Here is a 20,133-nt window from a genome sequence, read left to right on the forward strand (position 1 = left end):
GAACCGATTACAAATCTCTCCCCAATTGAATAAAACTTTCTCCCGGAGAGGCTCGCTCGTCATTCCCCTCGGTATTCTAACGAACCGCAGTGGCCTTATTTGAGAGAAAAGGGCTCCTCGATTATTCTAACGAACCACAGGGACCTTATTTAGTCGAAATAGGCTGAAATGCACGTGCTTTGGGCCAAATAGCGCCTGTACGGTTCGTTAGATTTTCAAACCGCTGCTATTCGATCAAATAAGGCCCGTACGGTTCGTTAGAATAAAAAAAGGCCAACCAGAGTAATCTGGTTGACCTAATTATACGAAGAGCCTCAGCATTTGCGGCTTCCCCAGCAAATCTATTACAACCGTACAACCGTCTTCGTCTCACTCGCACGGATGATCGCATCCAGCACCTGTTGATTGCGGTATCCGTCCATGAAGCCCGGGAGGCCGCTTGGTTCCTTGCCATCCAGCATCGCGAGAAAATCAGAATACTGGGAGACTTTGCACGAGCTTGGCACATCAAGCGTCGATCTGGACAGCTGACCCGGCTCCTCCTCGCGGATCCAGATCAGTTTATCCGGATTTTCCGTAGAGGCGTGGATGGTGCCGAAGTCGCCATAGATGGATACTTCATGCTGGTTGCCCGAGCCGATCGCATTACGGGATGTTTGGAAAACACCCATCACGTCACCTGTCATCCGCGCTTGGAAGCTGGCAAAGTCATCGACTTCGATGGGAACCATCTGTCCTGTCGCTGCATCGGGACGTTCCGTAATAATCGTCTTCAGCTGTGCAGACAGCTCCTCGAACTCGCCGAACAGGAAACGCGCCAAGTCGATCATATGCGAACCGAGGTCGCCAAGCGTACCTGTCCCGGTAATGTTCTTATCGAATCGCCAAACATAAGGAACCTTATACTGCGCCGCACCCCAGCCCTGCAAATACTGCAAGGAGAAACTGCGGATCGTTCCCAGTTTACCCTGCAGCACGAGTTCACGGGCGTATCGGAAAGCAGGCGTGTAACGGTACGTAAAGCCAATCATTGCCGCTACCGGCTGCTGCTTATACAGCTCAAGCAGCGGTCCCGCTTCCTCAAACACGCGTGTAAACGGCTTCTCCGCCATGAACGGTTTGCCCGCCTTCAAACAAGCATGAATGATAGCCGCGTGAACATGGTTCGGCGTTGCCGATACGATGGCATCTACTTCCGGGTCCTCAACCAACGCGCCAAAGTCGGCATATCTTTTACTTTCATCAAGGCCAAGTTGATCGCCAACTCGCGTCAACGCCTCCGCGCTAACATCGCTTACGGCCACAACCTCGAACCGCTCCCCCTCGTCAGCCAACCAGCGAATATGCGCGTTTGCCATGCCGCCAAGCCCTATTAATCCAATACGAAACTTGCTCATTGCTTATCTCCCCTCCCAGGCGCAACCATTATGCTTTCACCGAAATCGGCTCCAGCGGCGCCGAATGACCGTATACGGGAGCAGCCGTCCCGCTCGGAGCGGTCCAGTGTACGCCATTGGCGATGACACGAAGAATTTCTTCGTTGTAGTAGGTCGGATACGTTTCGTGACCCGGACGGAAATAGAAGATTTTGCCCTGTCCACGATGGTACGTAACGCCGCTTCGGAACACTTCTCCGCCTTCGAACCACGAGACGAATACGAGCTGATCCGGCGCAGGAATATGGAAATGCTCGCCGTACATTTCTTCTTTATCCAGCTCAATGTACTCCCCAATTCCCGCTGCAATCGGATGTGCGGGATCGATGACCCAAATACGCTCTTTGTCATCTGCTTCACGCCACTTCAATTGCCCTGTCGGTGTACCCAGCAGCTTGCCGAAGATCTTGGAAGCATGGCCGGAATGCAAAACGATAAGTCCCATTCCTTTCAGAACCCGGTTATAGACCCGCTCCACGATCGCATCATCCACTTGATCATGCGCCAGATGTCCCCACCAAATAAGAACATCGGTATTGCTCAGCGTTTCCTCGGACAAGCCGTGCTCCGGCTCCGCAAGTGTTGCTGTTCTTACGCTGATTTGCTCGCCGGATAAGCCCTCCGCCAGTGCGCCGTGAATGCCTTTCGGATAAATAGCCGCTACAGTCGGATTATTGATTTCATGCAAATATTCATTCCAAACCGTTACTTTAATCATCTATGAACACCATCCTGTTAGTTATGCCGGCCAAACGATCGAAACTGCCGGTTTAATAAGTGAAGGGGTATAATCGCTTGGATTATACCCCTTGGCTGTAATCCTTACTTTCCGTTTGCTGCGCGCCATTCGTCCAGCTGTTTTTGCGCTTCGGCAATGATTTTGTCAATGCCTGCGCCTTTGAGCTTCTCGATCAGCTTCGGAATTTCAACCTCCGGATCAAGCTGACCCGATTGCAGACCCGGATCGAATGTGCTTTGTACTTTGCTAACGGCAATCAGCTCATTCTTCACAGGCTCAGAGTTAAATACGAAGCCTAGGATTGGCGAAGGGTTGCTAGATACCTTCTGGTTAAACTCTTCATAGTTTTTGTACTTGTTCGGATCTTCGCCTACACGGGTGTAGTTCAGCATTTGGTTCCCGATCTGCCACATATTGTCGTGATAGAAGCCGACTGTATCCTGTGTTTTACCGTCTGGGAGCGCTACTTGACCGTCTTTCAGCACATAATGCGTACCTTCGACGCCGAAGTTGAACAAACTCAGCAGCTTCTGATCTTTGTAGAACAGGTTAAGCAGCATCATCGCACGAGCCGGGTCCTTCGAGGTTTGCGAAATCCCTTGCATCGTAGCAGCAAGCTTCGTCGTTTGCAGTCTGTCGATATTAAGCGGCACTTGAATGATGTCGCTGCCTACGCTGCTTGTTTTGCTTGGCATCAGCTGCGGCGAGCCGATTTCGGTGCCTGCCAGGATATCCAAGTCGCTGCCGATGGAAGCGAATGCCGTCTTGGCTTGGAACTTCTTCCAAATATCTACGCCAGGCGTTGTTGCATCCTTATTGATGTAACCTGCTTTGAACCATTCACGCGTCAGCTTCGCAAGCTCCATATAACGCGGCGTTGCATAGGTATTCACGACTTTGTACGTGTTGTTCGGATCGGTATCTCTCAGATCAAGCCCAACCGGACCAACGATATTCGCTGTGCTGCCGGATCCGTAGTAAGCGCCGAGGGGGAACGAAGGTCCAACAGCAGGCGTTACGCCGGGCTCATTTTCCTTGATCGTTTTCAAGATAGGCCCGAGATCTTTGAACTCGCCGGATTTCAGCGCGCTTAGATCCAGATTGTACTTATCGACGAGTGCTTTGCTGATCGCGACGCCTTGTGGATTGCCCAGCTCCTGATGCACGTGAACGCCATAGATCTTGCCGTTGCGCAGTGCGCCGTCATGGAATTTACCTTCGACTGCCTCAATATCCGGCGCGTTCTGAGCAAGTAAATCGTCTAGCGGAAGCAGTCCGCCTTTATTCACCTGTGCATCGAAATTCATCCAGTTTGCCGTCCAGATCAAGTCGAACTTTTGCCCGGAGGACATCATCAGGTTCGTCTTGTCGGCGTAAGCGCTCCAATCGATCGGGTTCAGCTTAACCGTCATATTCATATCCGGATAGGTTTGTTTCAAGTAATCGTTCATCGCGGTTTGCACGACGCCAAGGTCATATTGCTTGCCATCGGGATAAACCATGACAACCTCGTACGGCTCCAGCGCTTTCGGTGCTTCGGTCGTATTAGTGGCGCCCGTGTTGGTGTTCGTGCTCTCTTGAGCCTGATTCGCCGGCTTCTCGTTGTTAGCTGCATTGTTGTTGCCGCTGGAGCAGCCTGCCGCTACGAGTGAGAGCGAAAGGAGCAGCGATGACAAAACGAAGGATCCTTTTGATACACGTTTCATTTTCTGTAACCTCCCATAATGAATGCTCTATATGATGTCTATATACTAAATCGGCTGTTGCCGAATTCAGCCTTTCACAGCGCCTACCGTTAGGCCTTTCACAAAATACTTTTGCAAAAACGGGAACACCATCGCAATCGGCAGCACCGCGATAATCGCCATTGCCATCTGCAGCTCTTCCAGCGGAAGGATTTGCGTGGACGCCGCATCAATATGCGCTTTGCTCGCAATAGCCTGCAGATATTGGGCATTCATGAGCGTGTTGTAGAGGAAGTATTGCAGGTTGTACAGCCTGTCATTGTTGATAAACACCAAGCTTGTGAACCAGTCATTCCAGTACGTCACGATGACGAACAATCCAATCGTCGCAAGCACCGGAAGCGATAGCGGCAAAATAATGCTGAAGTACGTCCGATACTCGCTGGCTCCGTCAATTTGTGCCGAATCCACTAAGGATGGCGGGATGCTGGTCGTGAAATACGTCCGCATTATGAATACGTTGAATCCGCCTAGCAAGCCGGGGATGATGAGCGCCGGAAGCGTGTCTTGCAAATGCAGAAACTTCGTATACACGAGGTACCATGGGAGCAAGCCCCCTCCGAAGAGCATCGTGAACAGCACGTAGAAGCTGAGTACATTGCGGAACGGAAAATCATTCCGCGACAAGGTATATGCTAACGCCGATGTAACAAACAAACTCACGACCGTACCGACAACGGTGACGAATATCGAAACGCCATATGCACGAAGGATCGGCTCCGCATCATGCATGAGGAAGCGGTAAGCGGCAAGATCGAAGTCTTGAGGCCAGAAGCTGTATCCGTATTTGACCAGTGCATTTTGACCCGTAAGCGACACCATGAGGATGAGCCAGAACGGAAGCAAGCTCGCCAGACTGACAATGATAAAGAATACGATGATGACCGGGTTCGTCCGATTGCTGTTGTTCATGCTCTCCCACCTTTAAAATAAAGCTTTATCACTGCTGACTCGTTTCACAAGCATGTTGACCGACACGACCAAAATAAATCCGATAACCGACTGAAGCAACCCGGCCGATGACGCTAAATCGGTATCCCCGGAGACAAGCAGCGCGTTGTACACGTAAGTATCGATGACCTCCGTGACCTCCTTCAGCATGCCTGAATTCATGGTCACCTGGTAGAACAAGCCGAAGTCCGCATTGAAAATCCGGCCAATCGACAGCAGCGTGAGGATGATCATGATCGGGATCAGAAACGGAACCGTTATCTTCGTCATTTGTTTCCACTTCCCGGCTCCGTCAATCATCGCCGCCTCGTAATATTCCTTATCGATGCCGACGATCGTCGCCAAGTAGATAATCGAACCGAAGCCGACTGACTTCCAGCTGTTCACGATGATCAGAATATATGGCCAGTACTTAGGTGACATGTACCATGAGACTGCTTCGTGCCCCGACGGTTCCAGAATCGCTTTGTTGATGAACCCCAGATCCGGGTTGAGGAAGCCGAACGCGAGATAGGCCACCACCACCATCGATATAAAATGCGGCAGGAGCATCGAGCTTTGAAAAAACTTCGACAGCACCTTGCTTCTCACCTCATTGAGCAATAGCGCGAGCAGAATCGAGAGGGCCGTATTGATCACGATAAAAGCGATATTGTACAGCACCGTGTTTGCGATAATGCGCCAAATGTCATTGGTAGCAAACAGAAACTTGAAGTTATCGAAGCCGACCCAGTCGCTGCCCCAGATGCCCTTGGAGAAGTTCAAGCTCTTGAATGCGAGGAATATGCCGAACATCGGCATGTAATTATTAATCAGCAGCAGCAAAATACCGGGTAAGGCTAATAGCCAAAGCGCGTGATATTTCAGCAACGCCCGAAGAGGATTGCCCGCTCTCCCTTTCACTTTCTTACTTGCCGCCACCGCTGTAAGCGGCTGATCTGCTCCCATGCTGTTCACCATCCTGTTGCTTGTTGATGTGATCATCATACCGAGAATCCGATTACGCCCCTACCGTTTTTGTCACCCTCGCCTAGTCGATTTGTGACATCTTCACATGGACATGCGAAAATAACGGCTAATACCGTTTGACTTGATCAGAAGTTACTGTTTTAGCTACCATGTAGATCTCTAGGTGCGCTTCATGCTCGAAAATTGCTGTTTTGGCTACTAAGTAGATCTCTAGGTGTGCTTCTTGCTCAAAAATTGCTGCTTATAGTTACCATGTGGATCTCCAGGTGTGCATCATGTGTTGCCCTGGGAGCTACTCTTGCGCTAAATTCCTCGGTTACCCACCAATGTGTTGCTCTGGGAGCTACTCTTGCGCTAATTTCCCCGGTATCCCACCAATGTGTTGCTCTGGGAGCTACTCTTGCGCTAAATTCCCCGGTATCCCACCAATGTGTTGCTCTGGGAGCTACTCTTTCACTTAACTAGCCGATTCTGATTTCATCGCTGCACTGCCGGGGCTGCCAGCTTTTAGCAGCGCACAAAAAAACATGGCCGCCAGCGGCCATGTCCCTTTTCACTCTTTATATCATCCGCTCATCTAAGACTGCTTCCGGTACTCCTGCGGGTTCACGCCGGTATGCTTCTTGAACGTCCTCGTAAAATGCGAGAAGTTCGAATAGCCCACCTGCTGGGCGATTGCACTGACGGTCATGTCCGTTGAATCGAGCAGATGCTTCGCGCGGTTCACCTTCGTTTCGATCAGATAATCGATCAAGTTCCGATCCGTCTCTTTCTTGAAGAGCCGGGAGAGGTATGCCGGATTGAGATTCACATAAGTGGCCACATCCTCGCGGGAGATATCCTCCTCGACGTTCTCGCGCATGAAGTAGATCGCTTTCTGCACGAAGCCGTCCGCTTCCTTATCGCGAAACACGGTATCCATCACTGCGGATACCAAATGGACAGCCCAATATTTAAACTGGGCGAGCGTCCGGATCTGCGCCGTTGACCACATCGTGAAATTCGGAATCTGGCTTACAGCGATACCGCGGCCGTATAGGAAATGATAGATCACCTGCAAAAACGCATGCAAATACGCTTCAAGCTGCTTCGGCGAGCTATTCGGATTTTGCTCCAGCTTCGACACATGCTGCCCGATTAATGCGATCACTTTATCGCGGTTGCCGCTCGAGATCACACTCATCCACTCGGCAATATTGATGCTCACCGACTCATTCGATGACGAAGCAGCCACCACCGCCGCAACTGCAGCTTTATTATAAAGCAGCACCGAATGCGGTTTTGTCACATTGTTTCGCTCCATATCCTTCAAACCGTCGCACAATCCCGGCAGCTCTTGCAGCGGCGCACGATATCCGATGTAACAGGAAATCTGACAGTAGAAGAAAGACAGGCAAGCCATTTTGAAACGCTCCGCTGCTTGAACCCAGCCATCCGGACCATCGCCATTATCATTGTCGTTGCCATCTCCGTCACCTTGATCACCGTACACCAACACGAACAGAAATCCATTCCTGTCCAAGACCGCATGTCCGCGCCGGCCTTCCAGCAGCATTTCCTCGGCCGCTTTCTTCACCGCATACTCCAGAATTTCCTGATCCCGCTCCGGCAGCACCTTCGTCCACTCTTCCAGACTGATCAGAATAGGCTGCACATAATCGCCGGATGACAGCGCGACTTGAGCATCCTGCAGCGCACGATCCAGAAAATCCCCGAAAGACATAATCCGGCGCGATAGCATGTCCTGCCAGAAATGCTCGACCAGCAGCGGCTGCTGTTTGTTATATAACGCGTAATATTTTCGGTACTTCTCGTTATAATCCGACTGCTCTCTTCGTTCATGGATAGATTCGATCATGCGCTCGACAACCTGTGCCAGCTCGTCGCTGTCCACCGGTTTAAGCAAATAATCGAAGCTCCCCAGATGAACCGCCTGCTTCGCATACGTAAATTCGCTGTGACAGGTCAGAAACACAAATTCCGTCAGCGGGTAATGCTCCTTCACCCAGCGAACAAGCGACAGCCCATCCTCATCAGGCATCTCGATATCGCAGATCAGCAGATCGATCGGCTTCTCCAGCATAACCGCCCTGGCTTCATCAGCGCTGCTGGCCGACCACACAGCTTCAATCCCAAGCGCTGCCCAATCCTTGCAATTCATGATGCCTTCAATGGCGAACTTCTCGTCATCGACAATCAGCATCGTACACTGTTTCACCATAACCTTCACTCCTCCGCATATTCAATCGGCAGCAGGAGACGAATCCTTACGCCACTTCGCTCGTTCGGATAAAAACCCAGCTCAGCCTTATTCCCATATTGCATCGTTAATCGCTTCTTCACATTCCAAATTCCGATATGATTATCTTCCGAATCCGGCGCGTACCCGTCATCATTCAATTCGGCGAGCTTCTCGGCCGTCATGCCTTTACCGTTATCTTCGATTGCAATCTCCATCATTTCTTGCTCGCCGCCCTGGGTACGTCGTGCCGACAATTGCAGGATAAACGGAGCATTCTTCACGCTCATGCCATGAATCATCGCATTCTCTACGAACGGCTGCACAACCAGCGAAGGCAGTTTAGCGCGCAATAAGTCGTCCGGCACGTGAATCTCGAAGCTAAATGAATCTTGGAATCGCATTTTCTGAATCTCCAAGTAGTTGCGGATATGCTCCAGCTCCTGTTCGAGCGTAATCGCATCGCGCTTCGTCCGCAGACTGAACCGGAAATAGTGGACCATGTGCCGAACGGTTTTCTTCACCAGTTCATTTCGCTTCAAATCCGCCAATTGAAAAATAATATTCATCGTGTTCAGGAAGAAATGCGGATTGATCTGCGTCTGCAAATGCTTCAGCTCCGCTTGCTGCGCCCGCAGGTTCTCCTCGTATACGTCGATTTTCAAATGGGTAATCTCTTCGACCATGTTGTTGAATGTATGGTTAATGATCGCAAATTCCGCAATTTGCGAATTCGGGAGCCTTGTGCTCATGTCGCCTTCTTTGATCCTCCGAATGGCGCCGAGCAGATGCCGTATGGGATTGAACAGAATGTTACGGAAAATAAATAAGTACAGCACCAATATAGCGAATACGAGCAGCGGAAGAAAGTTGATAACCGCTTGAAAGCGGCTTAAACCGCTAAGCAGCTCCGAGTTGGGAACCACGACTGCGTAGCTGATACCCGCAGTTCCCGAATGTTTGTTTATCGCAAGCAGCTTGGCGTCTCCATCCTTCACGGTGAAGGAGCCGTTCGCTTTTATTTTGTCAGAGGGCAGCTTTGTAATTGTGGACAGCGGCGCAGAAGGATTCGACAGTACGCTGCCGTCATCGCCTACAAGTAAGACGCCTGCGCCGCCTTTCACATCCAAGTTACCGAGCGGCGTCTTCAAGCTGTTGATGTTGATAATGGCACCGATGTAGGCATTGTTCGTTAGGTCGTCGCTGACCAGCCGATACAAGAAATATTGGTCTTTGATTCGAATAACCGACCACTTGTACAAATATTGCTTGAGCAATTCCGGACGCTGGAACGAACTGTCGATCCATGCCCTAACCGGTTCATAGTAGCCTGAAGCAGCCCCGACTAAATTTGTGGAATACAGAGCAGCATTCGGCATGGAGTAGACGAAGAACATATCGACCGTATGATAGTAAGATTGATAGGTCGTATTGCGGTGAATCAATTCCATCTGTGCAAAATAATAATCCGAGTCGGTTAGTCCCGGCTGTCCGAATCGCTGGAACTCATCGCTGTTATTCACGATATCCACCATATTGGTTGTGATATCCTCCAGGCTTCTGTCGATCATATTCAAGTTGGAGTTCACCAGATTCTGATAGGAATTCGCTACCTGGGTGAGCACGACGCTCTTCGCGTAACTCCCTACGAGGAACAGAATAATCAGAAGCGGAATCGTAATCGCGCAGAATAGCAAAATAAATCGGGAACCGAGCGTGTTCATTTTATTCATTCCGATGAGTCCTCCTATCCGCAATCACTAGGCAGTCTTCCCATAATAACTCTAGGAATGATCATAGCGGCAGGTTCACAATCAAGCAAGACAAATAGAAGCCCACAGTCCAGACCGCAACTGTGAGCTTCACCTTAACCTTCCGTCATCGCCAGCAAGTTGACCGCAATTACATCCGGCATAATCGCCATCCCGCCATACAAGCCGGTGACCGCATTATGCGTATCGGCGAAGCAATCATCGAGCAAGCCTTGATCATAATACACCTTCGTATGCTGCAAATTATGCGGCATCCACGTTGCATCACGGTGATCGATCATCCAGCGCATGGCCGCATTCGTGATCCCCTCCCGATAACGCGTCCAATCGATGGCCGGATCAATGTCCGCCCAGTCGATGCCGAGCCTGTAGGATTCCGCAAACGTTTCCAACACTTCCCACTGCACATGGTCGCGCACCCAATTGGCGAAATACCAGTCGCTTGAGCAGAAGCACGGCTTCGTATTGTATAGCATGGGCTTATCTGCCGGCTGCCACAGATGGGTAAAAGGAAGAACCGAACGAATCCAATACACAGCCTTTTCCTTGTAGACCTCACGGCCAGTTGCCAGATGAGCGAGCCAATTCGCGATAGCCGCATGGCCTGCCGCGAACAGGTTCGGACTATGCAGCGGCGTCTCCCAGAAGTCGCCGCCCTCCGGCCTTGTCATCGGCAAGCAATAGTCGATGGCGCGCAGAGCGCCCTCCTTCAAGCGTTCATCCCCGGTTGCTTTCCATAGCCGAAGCAGCTCGATCGCCGGCACCACGCATAAATCAAGTGCCGTATCCCCCGCATGACCCATCGGTTCAAGAAAGGCCCGCGCCACGACAAAATCATCCTTCATGTAATGCCGCCCATCCGGATCGAACGGGAATGCACCGTCTTCCTTTTGATGGGACAGAAGCTGCAGTCCCTTCAGCAGTAAGCGGTCATCAGCGGACGATGCACTCGCTTCGCCCCTACTCCCGTTGCTCCCAGAGGCCGCGTCCAGTGCTCTGCATTTGTCGACTTTCTCCTGCAGCGAAGCAGCTAGCGCAGTCCCTTTGCGTCGTTCTATGTAGGCTTCCGCGAAACGCGGCACGCGGTGTGAATACCCTTTCTCATGCTGCGGCGTTCCGAATCCTTGGCCTTCCTCCCAGTATCGCTCGTTATAGGCATGTGCAATGCGATCAAGCGTTTCCTCATAAGACCACCTTGGTGCCGCCGGTGCCGGGAGCCCTCCTGAGCGAGTAATCCAATCCGTCATCACATCCAGCGATCGGCCCGGAATCACGACAAGCTCAGCATTCCAAGCCACCACCTGCTGCGGATGGAGCTCCAATGGTTCTGCCGCATAAATTTGATTCTCGGCATGCTCGGTTCGGGCATCGGGCACCATCAGCCCGAGTAGATGATGATTCCTTCTGTCTATGAAATTCGGCGAAGCGAATACCGGCTGCTGCGCATGAATGCGGTAGTTGAACCAGCGGGTTGCATGCAGCGCCGGGTCCCACGACAGACCAACCGCCGTACCTTCGTGGCTGACCGCCATCACCGGGAAAGCTACCTTATTCGGATGAGGCGCGACTCTGAGCGCCCATGGGTCCTTGAACCAATCTGTGCCGCTTGACCACTCCTCGCCCTCCAGCCATTCCACGCCGGGGAAGATGGCATCCGTCTTGTTCGCTCCGAATGAATCCGCACCGACTTTAACCCACGGCCCTCTGACATAACGAACGAACAGGTTATAGTGTGAAACAAACCTATATGCCAGCTTCAATATAGGCTGATCACGCAATAATGTCAGCTTCACTTCGCCATCCATCAACGCCGCATCGAAAGGATACTGAATCCAAGTATCGAACGAAGTGCCTTTCAGCTTCTGCTGCACGACGAGCGCCTTCACCTGAAACGTCAGCGACTCTCCTTCATCCGATTGTGTCCGCTCGTACGACTCCGATTCCATCCGAATCGGAATTTCCTGATCCCGCAGCAGCATCTCACCGAAATGCTCCAGTACCCCCATAAACCGCTCATCTGCCGAAAATACTTCCGCCCATCCCCATCCGGTCAATCTCTTATGCACGTCAATCCGCATATGCTCGTTAGCTAATCGTATCGATTCTCCTCCATAGCTGCCCTGCGTAAATTCCGGCACTTCCGATCACTCCTTCCATGTGAGGAAATCAGGTCGTCCTCTATCCCATCCTATTCGAGCACCGGAAGTCCATTCCTGCCTAAGCAATTGTCCGAATAGACCATGCCATTGCGTGCCGCAACACGGCCCCAAGTTTGACGAAGCCTAGGTTAAAGCATAGTATTAGAGGTGAAAAAATCAGCCGATAGGAAGTGCTACATATGAGTGAATACCAAGCTTTGCTAGAGCAACTGCAGCAACAGGAGAACGAGCTTCAATTCTCCACGTTTACGAACGAAACCGCTTTTCAGATCGGTACGAAGATCATTGAGAGAGCGCAGCAAGAGGACAAAGCAATCGCGGTCACGATCGTAAGAAACGGCGAGCTATTATTCCATAGCAAAATGAACGGAACAAATGCAAACAACGATCAATGGATTCAGCGTAAACGGAACGTCGTTCACCATTTCGCTCACAGCTCGTACTTCATGCATGTCGAGTTTAAAGCAAACGGCTCCTCTATTGAAGCATCTCACCTTGACCCGAAAGATTATGCGGCTGAAGGCGGCTCCTTCCCGCTGATCATCAAGAATGTTGGCATCGTAGGGACGATTACAGCGTCCGGACTGCCGGGTGAGCTGGACCACCAGATTATCGTGGATGTATTGGGAGAGTTTCTACTAGGAAAATAATCGCGTCACAAGGAGTGTTATGGCAGTGATTACGCGTATCGCGGCAAGAGACGACGCCCCGGAGGTCATTCCGCTGCTGCTCGAAGCGATCGGTTCGATTGCTTATCTACTTACGGGAGCATCGGATGAAATCGAGGCGGCAGAGCTGCTGACCGAATTCTACAAGCAGCCGGGCAATCGGGTCAGCTACGGCAATGTGATCGTGGCCGAGAAAGAAGGCCGAATTGCCGGCATGGTCGTGGCCTATTCCGGTAACGATGCAGCGCTGCTGGACGAGCCATTCCTAGCGAAGCTTCGCAACAGACCCGGCAAAGAAAACAGCGTTATTGTCCGTGAGGCGCGAGATGGCGAATTCTATCTGGACGCGCTGGCCGTATCGGAGCAATATCGCGGACAAGGGATTGCCAAGCTTCTCATGGCAGCCGCCGAGCAGCGCGCGGCTCAGCTCGGATTCGAGCGTGCGGCGCTAATCGTCGAAACCTATAACGAGCGGGCTTATCGGCTTTATCTCGCAAGCGGCTACCAGGAAGACGACATGCTGCGCATCGGCGACAGCGACTATCGCCGTATGGTGAAACGAGTATAAGCAATAGATACAAGAGGACTGTTTCCAAAGTGCGCATGGCGACTTTTGAGGCAGTCCTTTTTGCTGTGCTGGTGTAGGGTAACGGAGATGCTGCAACCGTCTTCATGTTGCATATTAGACAACATTTCGCAGATATCATTCCCCCGGGCTGCACATGAATCAAAAGGCTGCCGAGTCATTCACTCGGCAGCCCACAATCCCAACTCAACCCCAAACCCTTAAACCCACTCCGCTAAAAGCATCCAGCTCAATCACGCGTTTCTCTAAACGAGATGCCTCCGCAGCGAATGCCATCATATGGCTTTGCACCGATTTGGCCGCAGAAGTCAAACTATCGCCGGCACCGCCGTCCGACTTCACGAGTCCGATAAAGTCGCTCATTAACCCATAGTCTCCGCCGCCATGGCCGGCATGGCCGCCGGGCATTTCTAGTGAAATCTTCTCCGGCGTATGACCGCCGAATCGAATCAACTCGATTTCGTTCTTCTCCATTGCAGCTCGGATCTCGCCTTTCGTGCCCATCAGCTTCAACGTCCGGCTGCATTCCTGTGTAAACGCGCTCATGGTGAAGACCGCTGTCACTTCATTGGCAAACTCCATACTGACGACCTGATGATCCACCACATTATTATCGCAATGGTAGACACAGCGTCCGTACGGCCCTACCTGCAGCGCTTTGAGCCTTGCTTCCGGACTCAGATCATCACTTATGGCCGCCGCCATCCAGCTTTCGGAGTCCCCGAGGTAGACATTAGGCGCATAATATAAGCATTCATCGGCCACAGGGCAACCATCCGTACATCGCTTTGGCGCTCCCTCCGGAGCATTGGAAGCATTGAAGTAGGAGAGTGAGCCGAAGGAGGATAGGCGTGTACAATCCGCTCCCGCCAGCCATAACAAGATATCCATGTCATGACAAGACTTCGCCAGAATCATCGGGCTCGATTCTTCCGCATTGCGCCAATTGCCGCGAACGAAGCTGTGCGCTTGATGCCAATAACCTACATTCTCATTATGCTGAATGGACATTAGTTGACCGATCTGCCCTTCCGTGAGCAGCCGTTTCACTGTACGGAAGAAATTCGTATACCGAAGCACATGGCAGATCGAGAAGATGAGCCCCGACTGCTGCGCTTTCTCCCCCATCTCTAGGCACTCTTGCGGGTCCGGTGACATGGGCTTCTCAAGCAGCACATGATAACCCGCGTCAAGCGCCATCATCGTCGGCTCGTAGTGCATCTTATCCTGCGTGCAGATCAGCACGGCATCCGCAAACTTCGGCTGCGCAAGCAATTCGCGCCAATCGTCATAGCACATGCGCCCATCTATCCCATGGCGCTGCTTCAATCGATCTCGCCGATCAAGGTTGGGATCGGCTACCGCCACTACTTCCATCTCATCCGGATGTGCGAGCGCATAATCGACGTAATTTTGTCCGCGCAGTCCCGCTCCGATTAAGGCAATCTTCACTTTGCTCATGAGACGCTCATCTCCTACTCTTTTACACTGCCAACCGTAATGCCTTTGATGAAGTAACGCTGCAGGAACGGATAAACAAGCATGATCGGCAAAGCGCCCAAGAAAATTTGAGCCGTTCGCAATGTTTTCTCACTGACTTCTTCCAGCCGTTTCAAGTCATCGATGGATATCGCTGCTTTATTAATAGCCGTCACCAGTGTCGATAAGTACGTCTGAAGCGGATATTTCTCCGGTGAATTCATGTATAAGATACCGTCGAACCAGGAGTTCCAATGACCGACGATCGTGAACAAGAGAATGGTCGCAAGCGAAGGCAAGGACACCGGCAGATAGACGCGTATCAGAATCGCCCATTGGCCTGCCCCATCAATCGTGGCCGCTTCTTCCATATCCTTCGGGATATTACGGAAGAAGTTGAGCAGCATCACCATATTCCACACATTAAGCGCTCCGGGGACAATCAGAGCCCAAATGCTGTCAATCAGACCGGTTTCTTTGACTACGATATAGGTCGGAATCAAGCCGCCGCCGAAAAACATCGTAATCGCGAAGAACCATACATACAGCGTGCGGAAATCAAACTGTTCTCGGCTCTTCGATAACGGATATGCCGTAATGATCGTCAGAAACATGCTGAGCGCCGTGCCGAGAATAACGCGTTCCAGGGACACTTTCAAGGAACGAATAAACTCCACCTTTTGCGCTAAATATTGATAGGCATCTAATGTGAATCCGACGGGCCATAGCTTAACCTGTGCAGCCACTGCGGCAATGTTGGAGCTTAAGCTGACTGAAAGCAGATGAATGAACGGTAATATGCCCAGCAAAGTCACTGCTACCAGCACGATCGTATTCACAACCATGAACAGGACTCTGCCCCAGGATGCTCGATAAACCATGTCATCTCCCCCAGTCTCTTAGAAGATTCTATACTTGGTGAACCGGTATGCTAAGTAATAGGATATGCCTACCAAACCTAAGGAAATCGCGGACTTAAACAATCCGACAGCAGCTGCGGGCGCATATTGCTGGTTGAATATCCCGAGCCGGTATACGAACGTATCGAGAATATCCGCACTCTCGTAGACGACCGGATTATACAGGATCAGAATTTGATCGAATCCGGCATTTAGAATATTGCCTAAGCTAAGCGTAGCGAGCAATATAATGATCGGCGCCATGCCCGGCAGCGTGATATGGACAACCTGCTTCCATTTTCCCGCTCCGTCCACCTCGGCCGCTTCATACAAATTTGAATTGATCCCTGCAATGGCTGCCAGGAAAATGATCATATTGTAGCCCATGCCCTTCCAAACCTCGGAGCCTACGATGATGGCCCGAAACCAATCGCCTTGGCCCATAAACATAATCGGTTCGATCCCCGTACCGGCGAGCAAATCATTGATCGGCCCTTTCAAGGAAAACAGCTCCAGAATGACACCGCCAAGCACCGTCCACGAGAGGAAGAACGGCAGAAAAATACTCGTTTGAATGATTCGCTTAAACCAATCTCTGCTGAGCTCATTGAGCAACAAGGCAAGAATAAGCGGAATGGCCAGCCCAAAGGCGATCTTGAGAACGGAGATCACCACTGTATTCCAGATGACTTGATTCATATCCGGCAGGTGAAACATGTAGCGGAAGTTTTTCCAGCCGACGAATTTGGATTTCCAGAAGCTTAGTACAGGATCGAATTTCTGAAAGGCCATGACAATTCCGAACATCGGACCATAGGCATAAATGAGTGTAACGATGATTCCGGGGATGAGCATGATATGGAATGGCAATTGCCGTACGAACCGGCTTCTCCGCATTGCCTGCTGTTTCATCAAGGTTCCGCCTCCAGTAAGAAGCAGCGGGGAAGAGCTTACTTGCGTAAGCGTCTTCCGCCGTTTCTGCCGTTCTCATTATTTCGATGCGCTGCTGTACCAATCGTTCACTTCTGCCGTTACATCGTCGCCGCCGAGCGCTTTCCAGCTGCTCACGAATTTATCGAAGCTGTCGATCGATTCACCCATAATGATCTTCGTGAACGTTTCATTCATCAGCTTATCAAGCTGCGCACCGTTCTCGACCTGCGATTCCGTTGCAGAGCCGTAGAACTCGTTGTACACGAATTGATTGCTGTCGCGAATTTGGCTTGTAAGGCCCCAGCCTCCGTCTTTCGAAACACGGCTGGAGTAGAGGCCCCATCCGGTTTTGTCGCCTGCAAGGAATTTCTGCGTTGCTTCAAGCGGCTTCTGGATGTTGACGTAGTACGGGATGTCCTCGCTCACCGTATTCAGCTTGTTCGCAATCGCATTGTTGACTTCGTCATGAATCGTTTGAATTTCGACCGGATTGTAAATGCGCGGCACGAACCAGTTGTAGACGTAGCCATTCTCCGGTTTGTTCGTATCGTAATGCGCTTTCGTGTTCATCTCGATATAGAAGTTGATCATCTTAATCGCAGCTTCCGGGTTGCTGAACTTGCTGTTTACGACAACGATATGTCCCATGCGTACTTTCGGTACAAGCGACTTACCCGGTGAACCGTCAAGGGACGGAATTTGCACGCAAATCCATTCTGCGTTCGGATCAGCATCTTTGTTTAAATTAAGCGGCCAGTTCGGGAGCCACCATTCGCCGTACAGCATGCCGACTTTACTGCCGACGATATCTTCGACGACCTTGTTCTCGTCTTTGAGCGCGAATTCCTTATCGAGAATGCCGTTCTTATACCAGCTTTGCAGCTTGCTGAGCGCCGGTTTCATCTCGGGCTGAATCTCGCCCGGCACCAGCTTGCCGTCGCTGCCTTTAATCCATCCGCTCGGATACGCATTAAAGCCGAAGAACAAGCCGCGCGTATCGAATCCCCAGTTCACGATGTTCTTCTGCAGCGCAAGGCCGTACGTATCTTTCTTACCGTTCTTATCGGGATCGTTATTGACGAATGCGGTCGCGATTTTCTCTAAATCATCGATCGTTTTCGGAGCTTCCAGATTCACGTTCTTCAGCCAGTCCGCACGAATCCATAGAATCTGCGTCGATAAGAACGGCTCCTCGAAACCCGGAATACCGTACAGCTTGCCATCCGAAGTCAGTGACTTCATTGCCTGCCCGCCATCGGATTCCATGAATTTTCTCAGCGTCGGCGAAGCGTATTTATCGTAAGCGTCGGTTAAATCAGCCAGCACGCCTTGATTCTTGAATTTCTCAAAGTTGCGGATATCCACATCCATAATGTCCGGCAGGTCTCCTGAAGCAATGGAAAGCGAGAATTTCTGCTCGTACTGGTCGGTTGGCACCGTCCACTTGTATTTCAAATCGATGTTCAGCTGATCCTTCAGATCCTTCAGGTACGCATTCTGCTCCGGCGTTAAACCGGGTGGTGTCTTCGGATCTTCCGGTGGACCGTACCCGAGTACTTCGGTTACCGTTAACGTCTTGTCGTATTTTCCTAGTGGATCCGCGTTCTCCGTTGCTGCATCGTCTGTCTGATCCGTAGTTGTGGTTGCATTGTCCGTTGCGACTGCCTGATCGGTCTCTTCGGCTTGATCTGTTGCAGTGTTGTTATTGCTTGAGCATGCGGTCATGGTGGCGATTAATGAGATAATCAGAAAAGAACTTGCCCATCTGTTCATTTTGTTTCCCCCCATTAAGATTGTTTTCACTGCGTTTGACCTTGCTATTTCATCATAAGGTGAGCGGCAGGGGGCTCGCTCTATAAACATCTTTACATGCTTCTGTTTTCTTTACCATCTCTTCGCAATAGGACCGATTCCCGATATTCTTGAGGGGTGCTGCCTGTCATTTTGCGGAAAAAGGCCGTGAAATACGAAGGAGATTCGAACCCGAGCCGCAGCGCAATTTCATTCACTTTCATCTGCGTTTCCTCCAGCATGTGCCGCGCGGCATCTGCCCTTGTCGCATTCATATAGTCGGACAGCGTCCTCCCCGTCAGCTGTTTATAGAACCTGGATAGATACGAGGGGTTAAAATAAACCGACTCCGCTATTCTCGCGAGAGACAGGTCACGGCCTAAGTGCTCCGCGATAAATCGGTGAATCCGTTCGATAATGAGATGCTCGCTCTTATTCTGCTGCTCCTTCTTCTGCGCACATAGCTTATGGACAAGCTCTAGCAGCTGCTCCTTGGAAGCATTGAGATCAAGCGTCCATGCTTCTTCTTCATACGATATCTCCGAAGGGCGAACCTGCGTCATTTGCGTAATAATAACCAGCACGAATTGATAGTATCTTTCCATCCCGATTAACGAGTTGGAAGATAAATTAAGTTCAACATGGGCATAGAGCTCCGAGGTCAGCTTAACGGCTGCCTGCTCATCACCCGCTTCCAAACTGCGCTGCAAAGCATCGAGCTGCTTGTTGAACATACCGGTGGACAGCTCTGTGGAGGGATGCGGTCTCTCCGCCTTAATGACATCGTCCATATCGCCCAGATGAATAATGGACATCGGCTGACCGAAGAGCGAGCATTTCTTCATCGACGACTTCAACCGTTCGAATTCCGCTGCCGCACCATCCCAACCCACGGCAGAGCGGCTGATCGCAAACGATACATCGGCATTAAGCGCATGGCGGCATTGATCCTGAACGGGCTCCAGCATCCCTTTGAGATATTCCGAAATATCTTCCCATTGCGTGATACCCTCGCCATTCTTAAACATTCCGGCATCCTCCGCAGGCTGAATAAACCATACGAGCAGGGACGAGTCATGCACGACAGTCTCCGCATGAAAGTGCGACGGCAGTTGATGCCGCAGCACGTCTTGAATGGATAAGTACAACTTCAATTTATCCATGTAAGTCGTTGGTACATGGTCGTAACGGTCCATCCTTCCGACAATCATCATGACATGGTCGCGGCTGCTCAGTCTCATCGTTAGTCCTGCAAAATAAGGCGACTGCCACAGGTCGAGCGCTTTCTCCCCGAGCAGCAGCGCTTCGAAAAACTGCTTCTTGAGATGCGGCTCCGCGACTGTCAGCTGCTGCTTGGCCTGCTCTAGTGCGGCCTGTATTTGATTTGCTTGATCCAGCTTGTCGATGGCAGCAAGGACTGCCGCCACGATTGTTTCGATGCCTTCCGTCTTCAGAATGTAGTTGTCGATATTCTTCTGAATGGCGCTGTACACGTAATCGAATTCGCTGTATCCCGTAAGCAGAATGATCCGGCAAGCCGGCCAGTAGAAGAGAATATCATCCGCCAATTGCAAGCCGCTCTTCCCCGGCATCCGAATATCGCTGATGACCAAATCAATCTTGGTTTTCTTCACAATGGCGAGTGCTTCAAGAGGCGAATACGCTTTACATACATCGAGTTCTAATGAGTCCACATTCTGAAAATGTTGAACAAGGCCGTCAACGATAGCGGGTTCATCGTCTACAATGAGTAATCGATACATGGAA

15 protein-coding genes are annotated in these 20,133 nt (G+C 51.1%); 2 read left to right on the forward strand and 13 right to left on the reverse strand.

Features of this window, described 5'->3' with window-relative positions; all coding sequences use genetic code 11:
* Positions 1 to 344 precede the first annotated feature (344 nt).
* The 8 genes from AC6ESO_RS07270 to AC6ESO_RS07305 all read right to left on the reverse strand — a co-directional run bounded on the left by AC6ESO_RS07270 (position 345) and on the right by AC6ESO_RS07305 (position 11,989).
* Positions 345 to 1,397: a Gfo/Idh/MocA family protein gene (locus AC6ESO_RS07270; protein WP_497090786.1), complete on the reverse strand. Its 1,053-nt coding sequence runs from the start codon at positions 1,395 to 1,397 to the stop codon at positions 345 to 347.
* 28 nt (positions 1,398 to 1,425) lie between these two features.
* On the reverse strand, positions 1,426 to 2,154 hold the full coding sequence (locus AC6ESO_RS07275) for a ThuA domain-containing protein (protein ID WP_497090787.1): 729 nt from the start codon (positions 2,152 to 2,154) through the stop codon (positions 1,426 to 1,428).
* 104 nt (positions 2,155 to 2,258) lie between these two features.
* The gene (locus tag AC6ESO_RS07280) at positions 2,259 to 3,881 is read right to left on the reverse strand and encodes an ABC transporter substrate-binding protein (RefSeq protein WP_497090788.1); all 1,623 of its coding nucleotides are present in this window, start codon (positions 3,879 to 3,881) and stop codon (positions 2,259 to 2,261) included.
* A 66-nt stretch (positions 3,882 to 3,947) separates the two neighbouring features.
* Complete coding sequence (locus AC6ESO_RS07285; RefSeq protein WP_497090789.1) at positions 3,948 to 4,832, reverse strand: carbohydrate ABC transporter permease; 885 nt, start codon at positions 4,830 to 4,832, stop codon at positions 3,948 to 3,950.
* Positions 4,833 to 4,844: 12 nt separating this feature from the next.
* Positions 4,845 to 5,819, reverse strand: a complete 975-nt coding sequence (locus AC6ESO_RS07290) for an ABC transporter permease (RefSeq protein ID WP_497090790.1) — start codon at positions 5,817 to 5,819, stop codon at positions 4,845 to 4,847.
* Between the two features lie 598 nt (positions 5,820 to 6,417).
* Positions 6,418 to 8,061, reverse strand: a complete 1,644-nt coding sequence (locus AC6ESO_RS07295; RefSeq protein ID WP_497090791.1) for a response regulator — start codon at positions 8,059 to 8,061, stop codon at positions 6,418 to 6,420.
* Between the two features lie 5 nt (positions 8,062 to 8,066).
* Entirely contained in the window at positions 8,067 to 9,812 is a 1,746-nt protein-coding gene (locus AC6ESO_RS07300) for a sensor histidine kinase (protein WP_497090792.1), read from the reverse strand.
* 134 nt (positions 9,813 to 9,946) lie between these two features.
* A complete protein-coding gene (locus AC6ESO_RS07305) occupies positions 9,947 to 11,989 on the reverse strand; it encodes a hypothetical protein (RefSeq protein ID WP_497090793.1) in 2,043 nt (680 codons plus the stop codon).
* Positions 11,990 to 12,189: 200 nt separating this feature from the next.
* Between AC6ESO_RS07305 and AC6ESO_RS07310 the strand changes: the two genes are divergently transcribed.
* Positions 12,190 to 12,660, forward strand: a complete 471-nt coding sequence (locus tag AC6ESO_RS07310; RefSeq protein WP_497090794.1) for a heme-degrading domain-containing protein — start codon at positions 12,190 to 12,192, stop codon at positions 12,658 to 12,660.
* Between the two features lie 25 nt (positions 12,661 to 12,685).
* On the forward strand, positions 12,686 to 13,246 hold the full coding sequence (locus tag AC6ESO_RS07315; RefSeq protein WP_497090795.1) for a GNAT family N-acetyltransferase: 561 nt from the start codon (positions 12,686 to 12,688) through the stop codon (positions 13,244 to 13,246).
* A 204-nt stretch (positions 13,247 to 13,450) separates the two neighbouring features.
* Here AC6ESO_RS07315 and AC6ESO_RS07320 read toward each other — a convergent pair whose 3' ends face one another.
* The 5 genes from AC6ESO_RS07320 to AC6ESO_RS07340 all read right to left on the reverse strand — a co-directional run bounded on the left by AC6ESO_RS07320 (position 13,451) and on the right by AC6ESO_RS07340 (position 20,129).
* A complete protein-coding gene (locus AC6ESO_RS07320; protein WP_497090796.1) occupies positions 13,451 to 14,725 on the reverse strand; it encodes a Gfo/Idh/MocA family protein in 1,275 nt (424 codons plus the stop codon).
* A 14-nt stretch (positions 14,726 to 14,739) separates the two neighbouring features.
* Positions 14,740 to 15,624, reverse strand: coding sequence for an ABC transporter permease subunit (locus AC6ESO_RS07325; RefSeq protein ID WP_494818227.1), 885 nt, complete (start codon positions 15,622 to 15,624; stop codon positions 14,740 to 14,742).
* 18 nt (positions 15,625 to 15,642) lie between these two features.
* Positions 15,643 to 16,554 carry an ABC transporter permease gene (locus tag AC6ESO_RS07330; protein ID WP_497090797.1) on the reverse strand — a complete coding sequence of 304 codons (912 nt, stop codon included), beginning with the start codon at positions 16,552 to 16,554 and terminating at the stop codon, positions 15,643 to 15,645.
* A 78-nt stretch (positions 16,555 to 16,632) separates the two neighbouring features.
* Positions 16,633 to 18,348, reverse strand: a complete 1,716-nt coding sequence (locus tag AC6ESO_RS07335; protein WP_497090798.1) for an extracellular solute-binding protein — start codon at positions 18,346 to 18,348, stop codon at positions 16,633 to 16,635.
* A gap of 92 nt (positions 18,349 to 18,440) precedes the next feature.
* The gene (locus tag AC6ESO_RS07340; protein ID WP_497090799.1) at positions 18,441 to 20,129 is read right to left on the reverse strand and encodes a response regulator transcription factor; all 1,689 of its coding nucleotides are present in this window, start codon (positions 20,127 to 20,129) and stop codon (positions 18,441 to 18,443) included.
* Positions 20,130 to 20,133 lie beyond the last annotated feature (4 nt).

This window comes from Paenibacillus rhizoryzae (assembly GCF_059686995.1).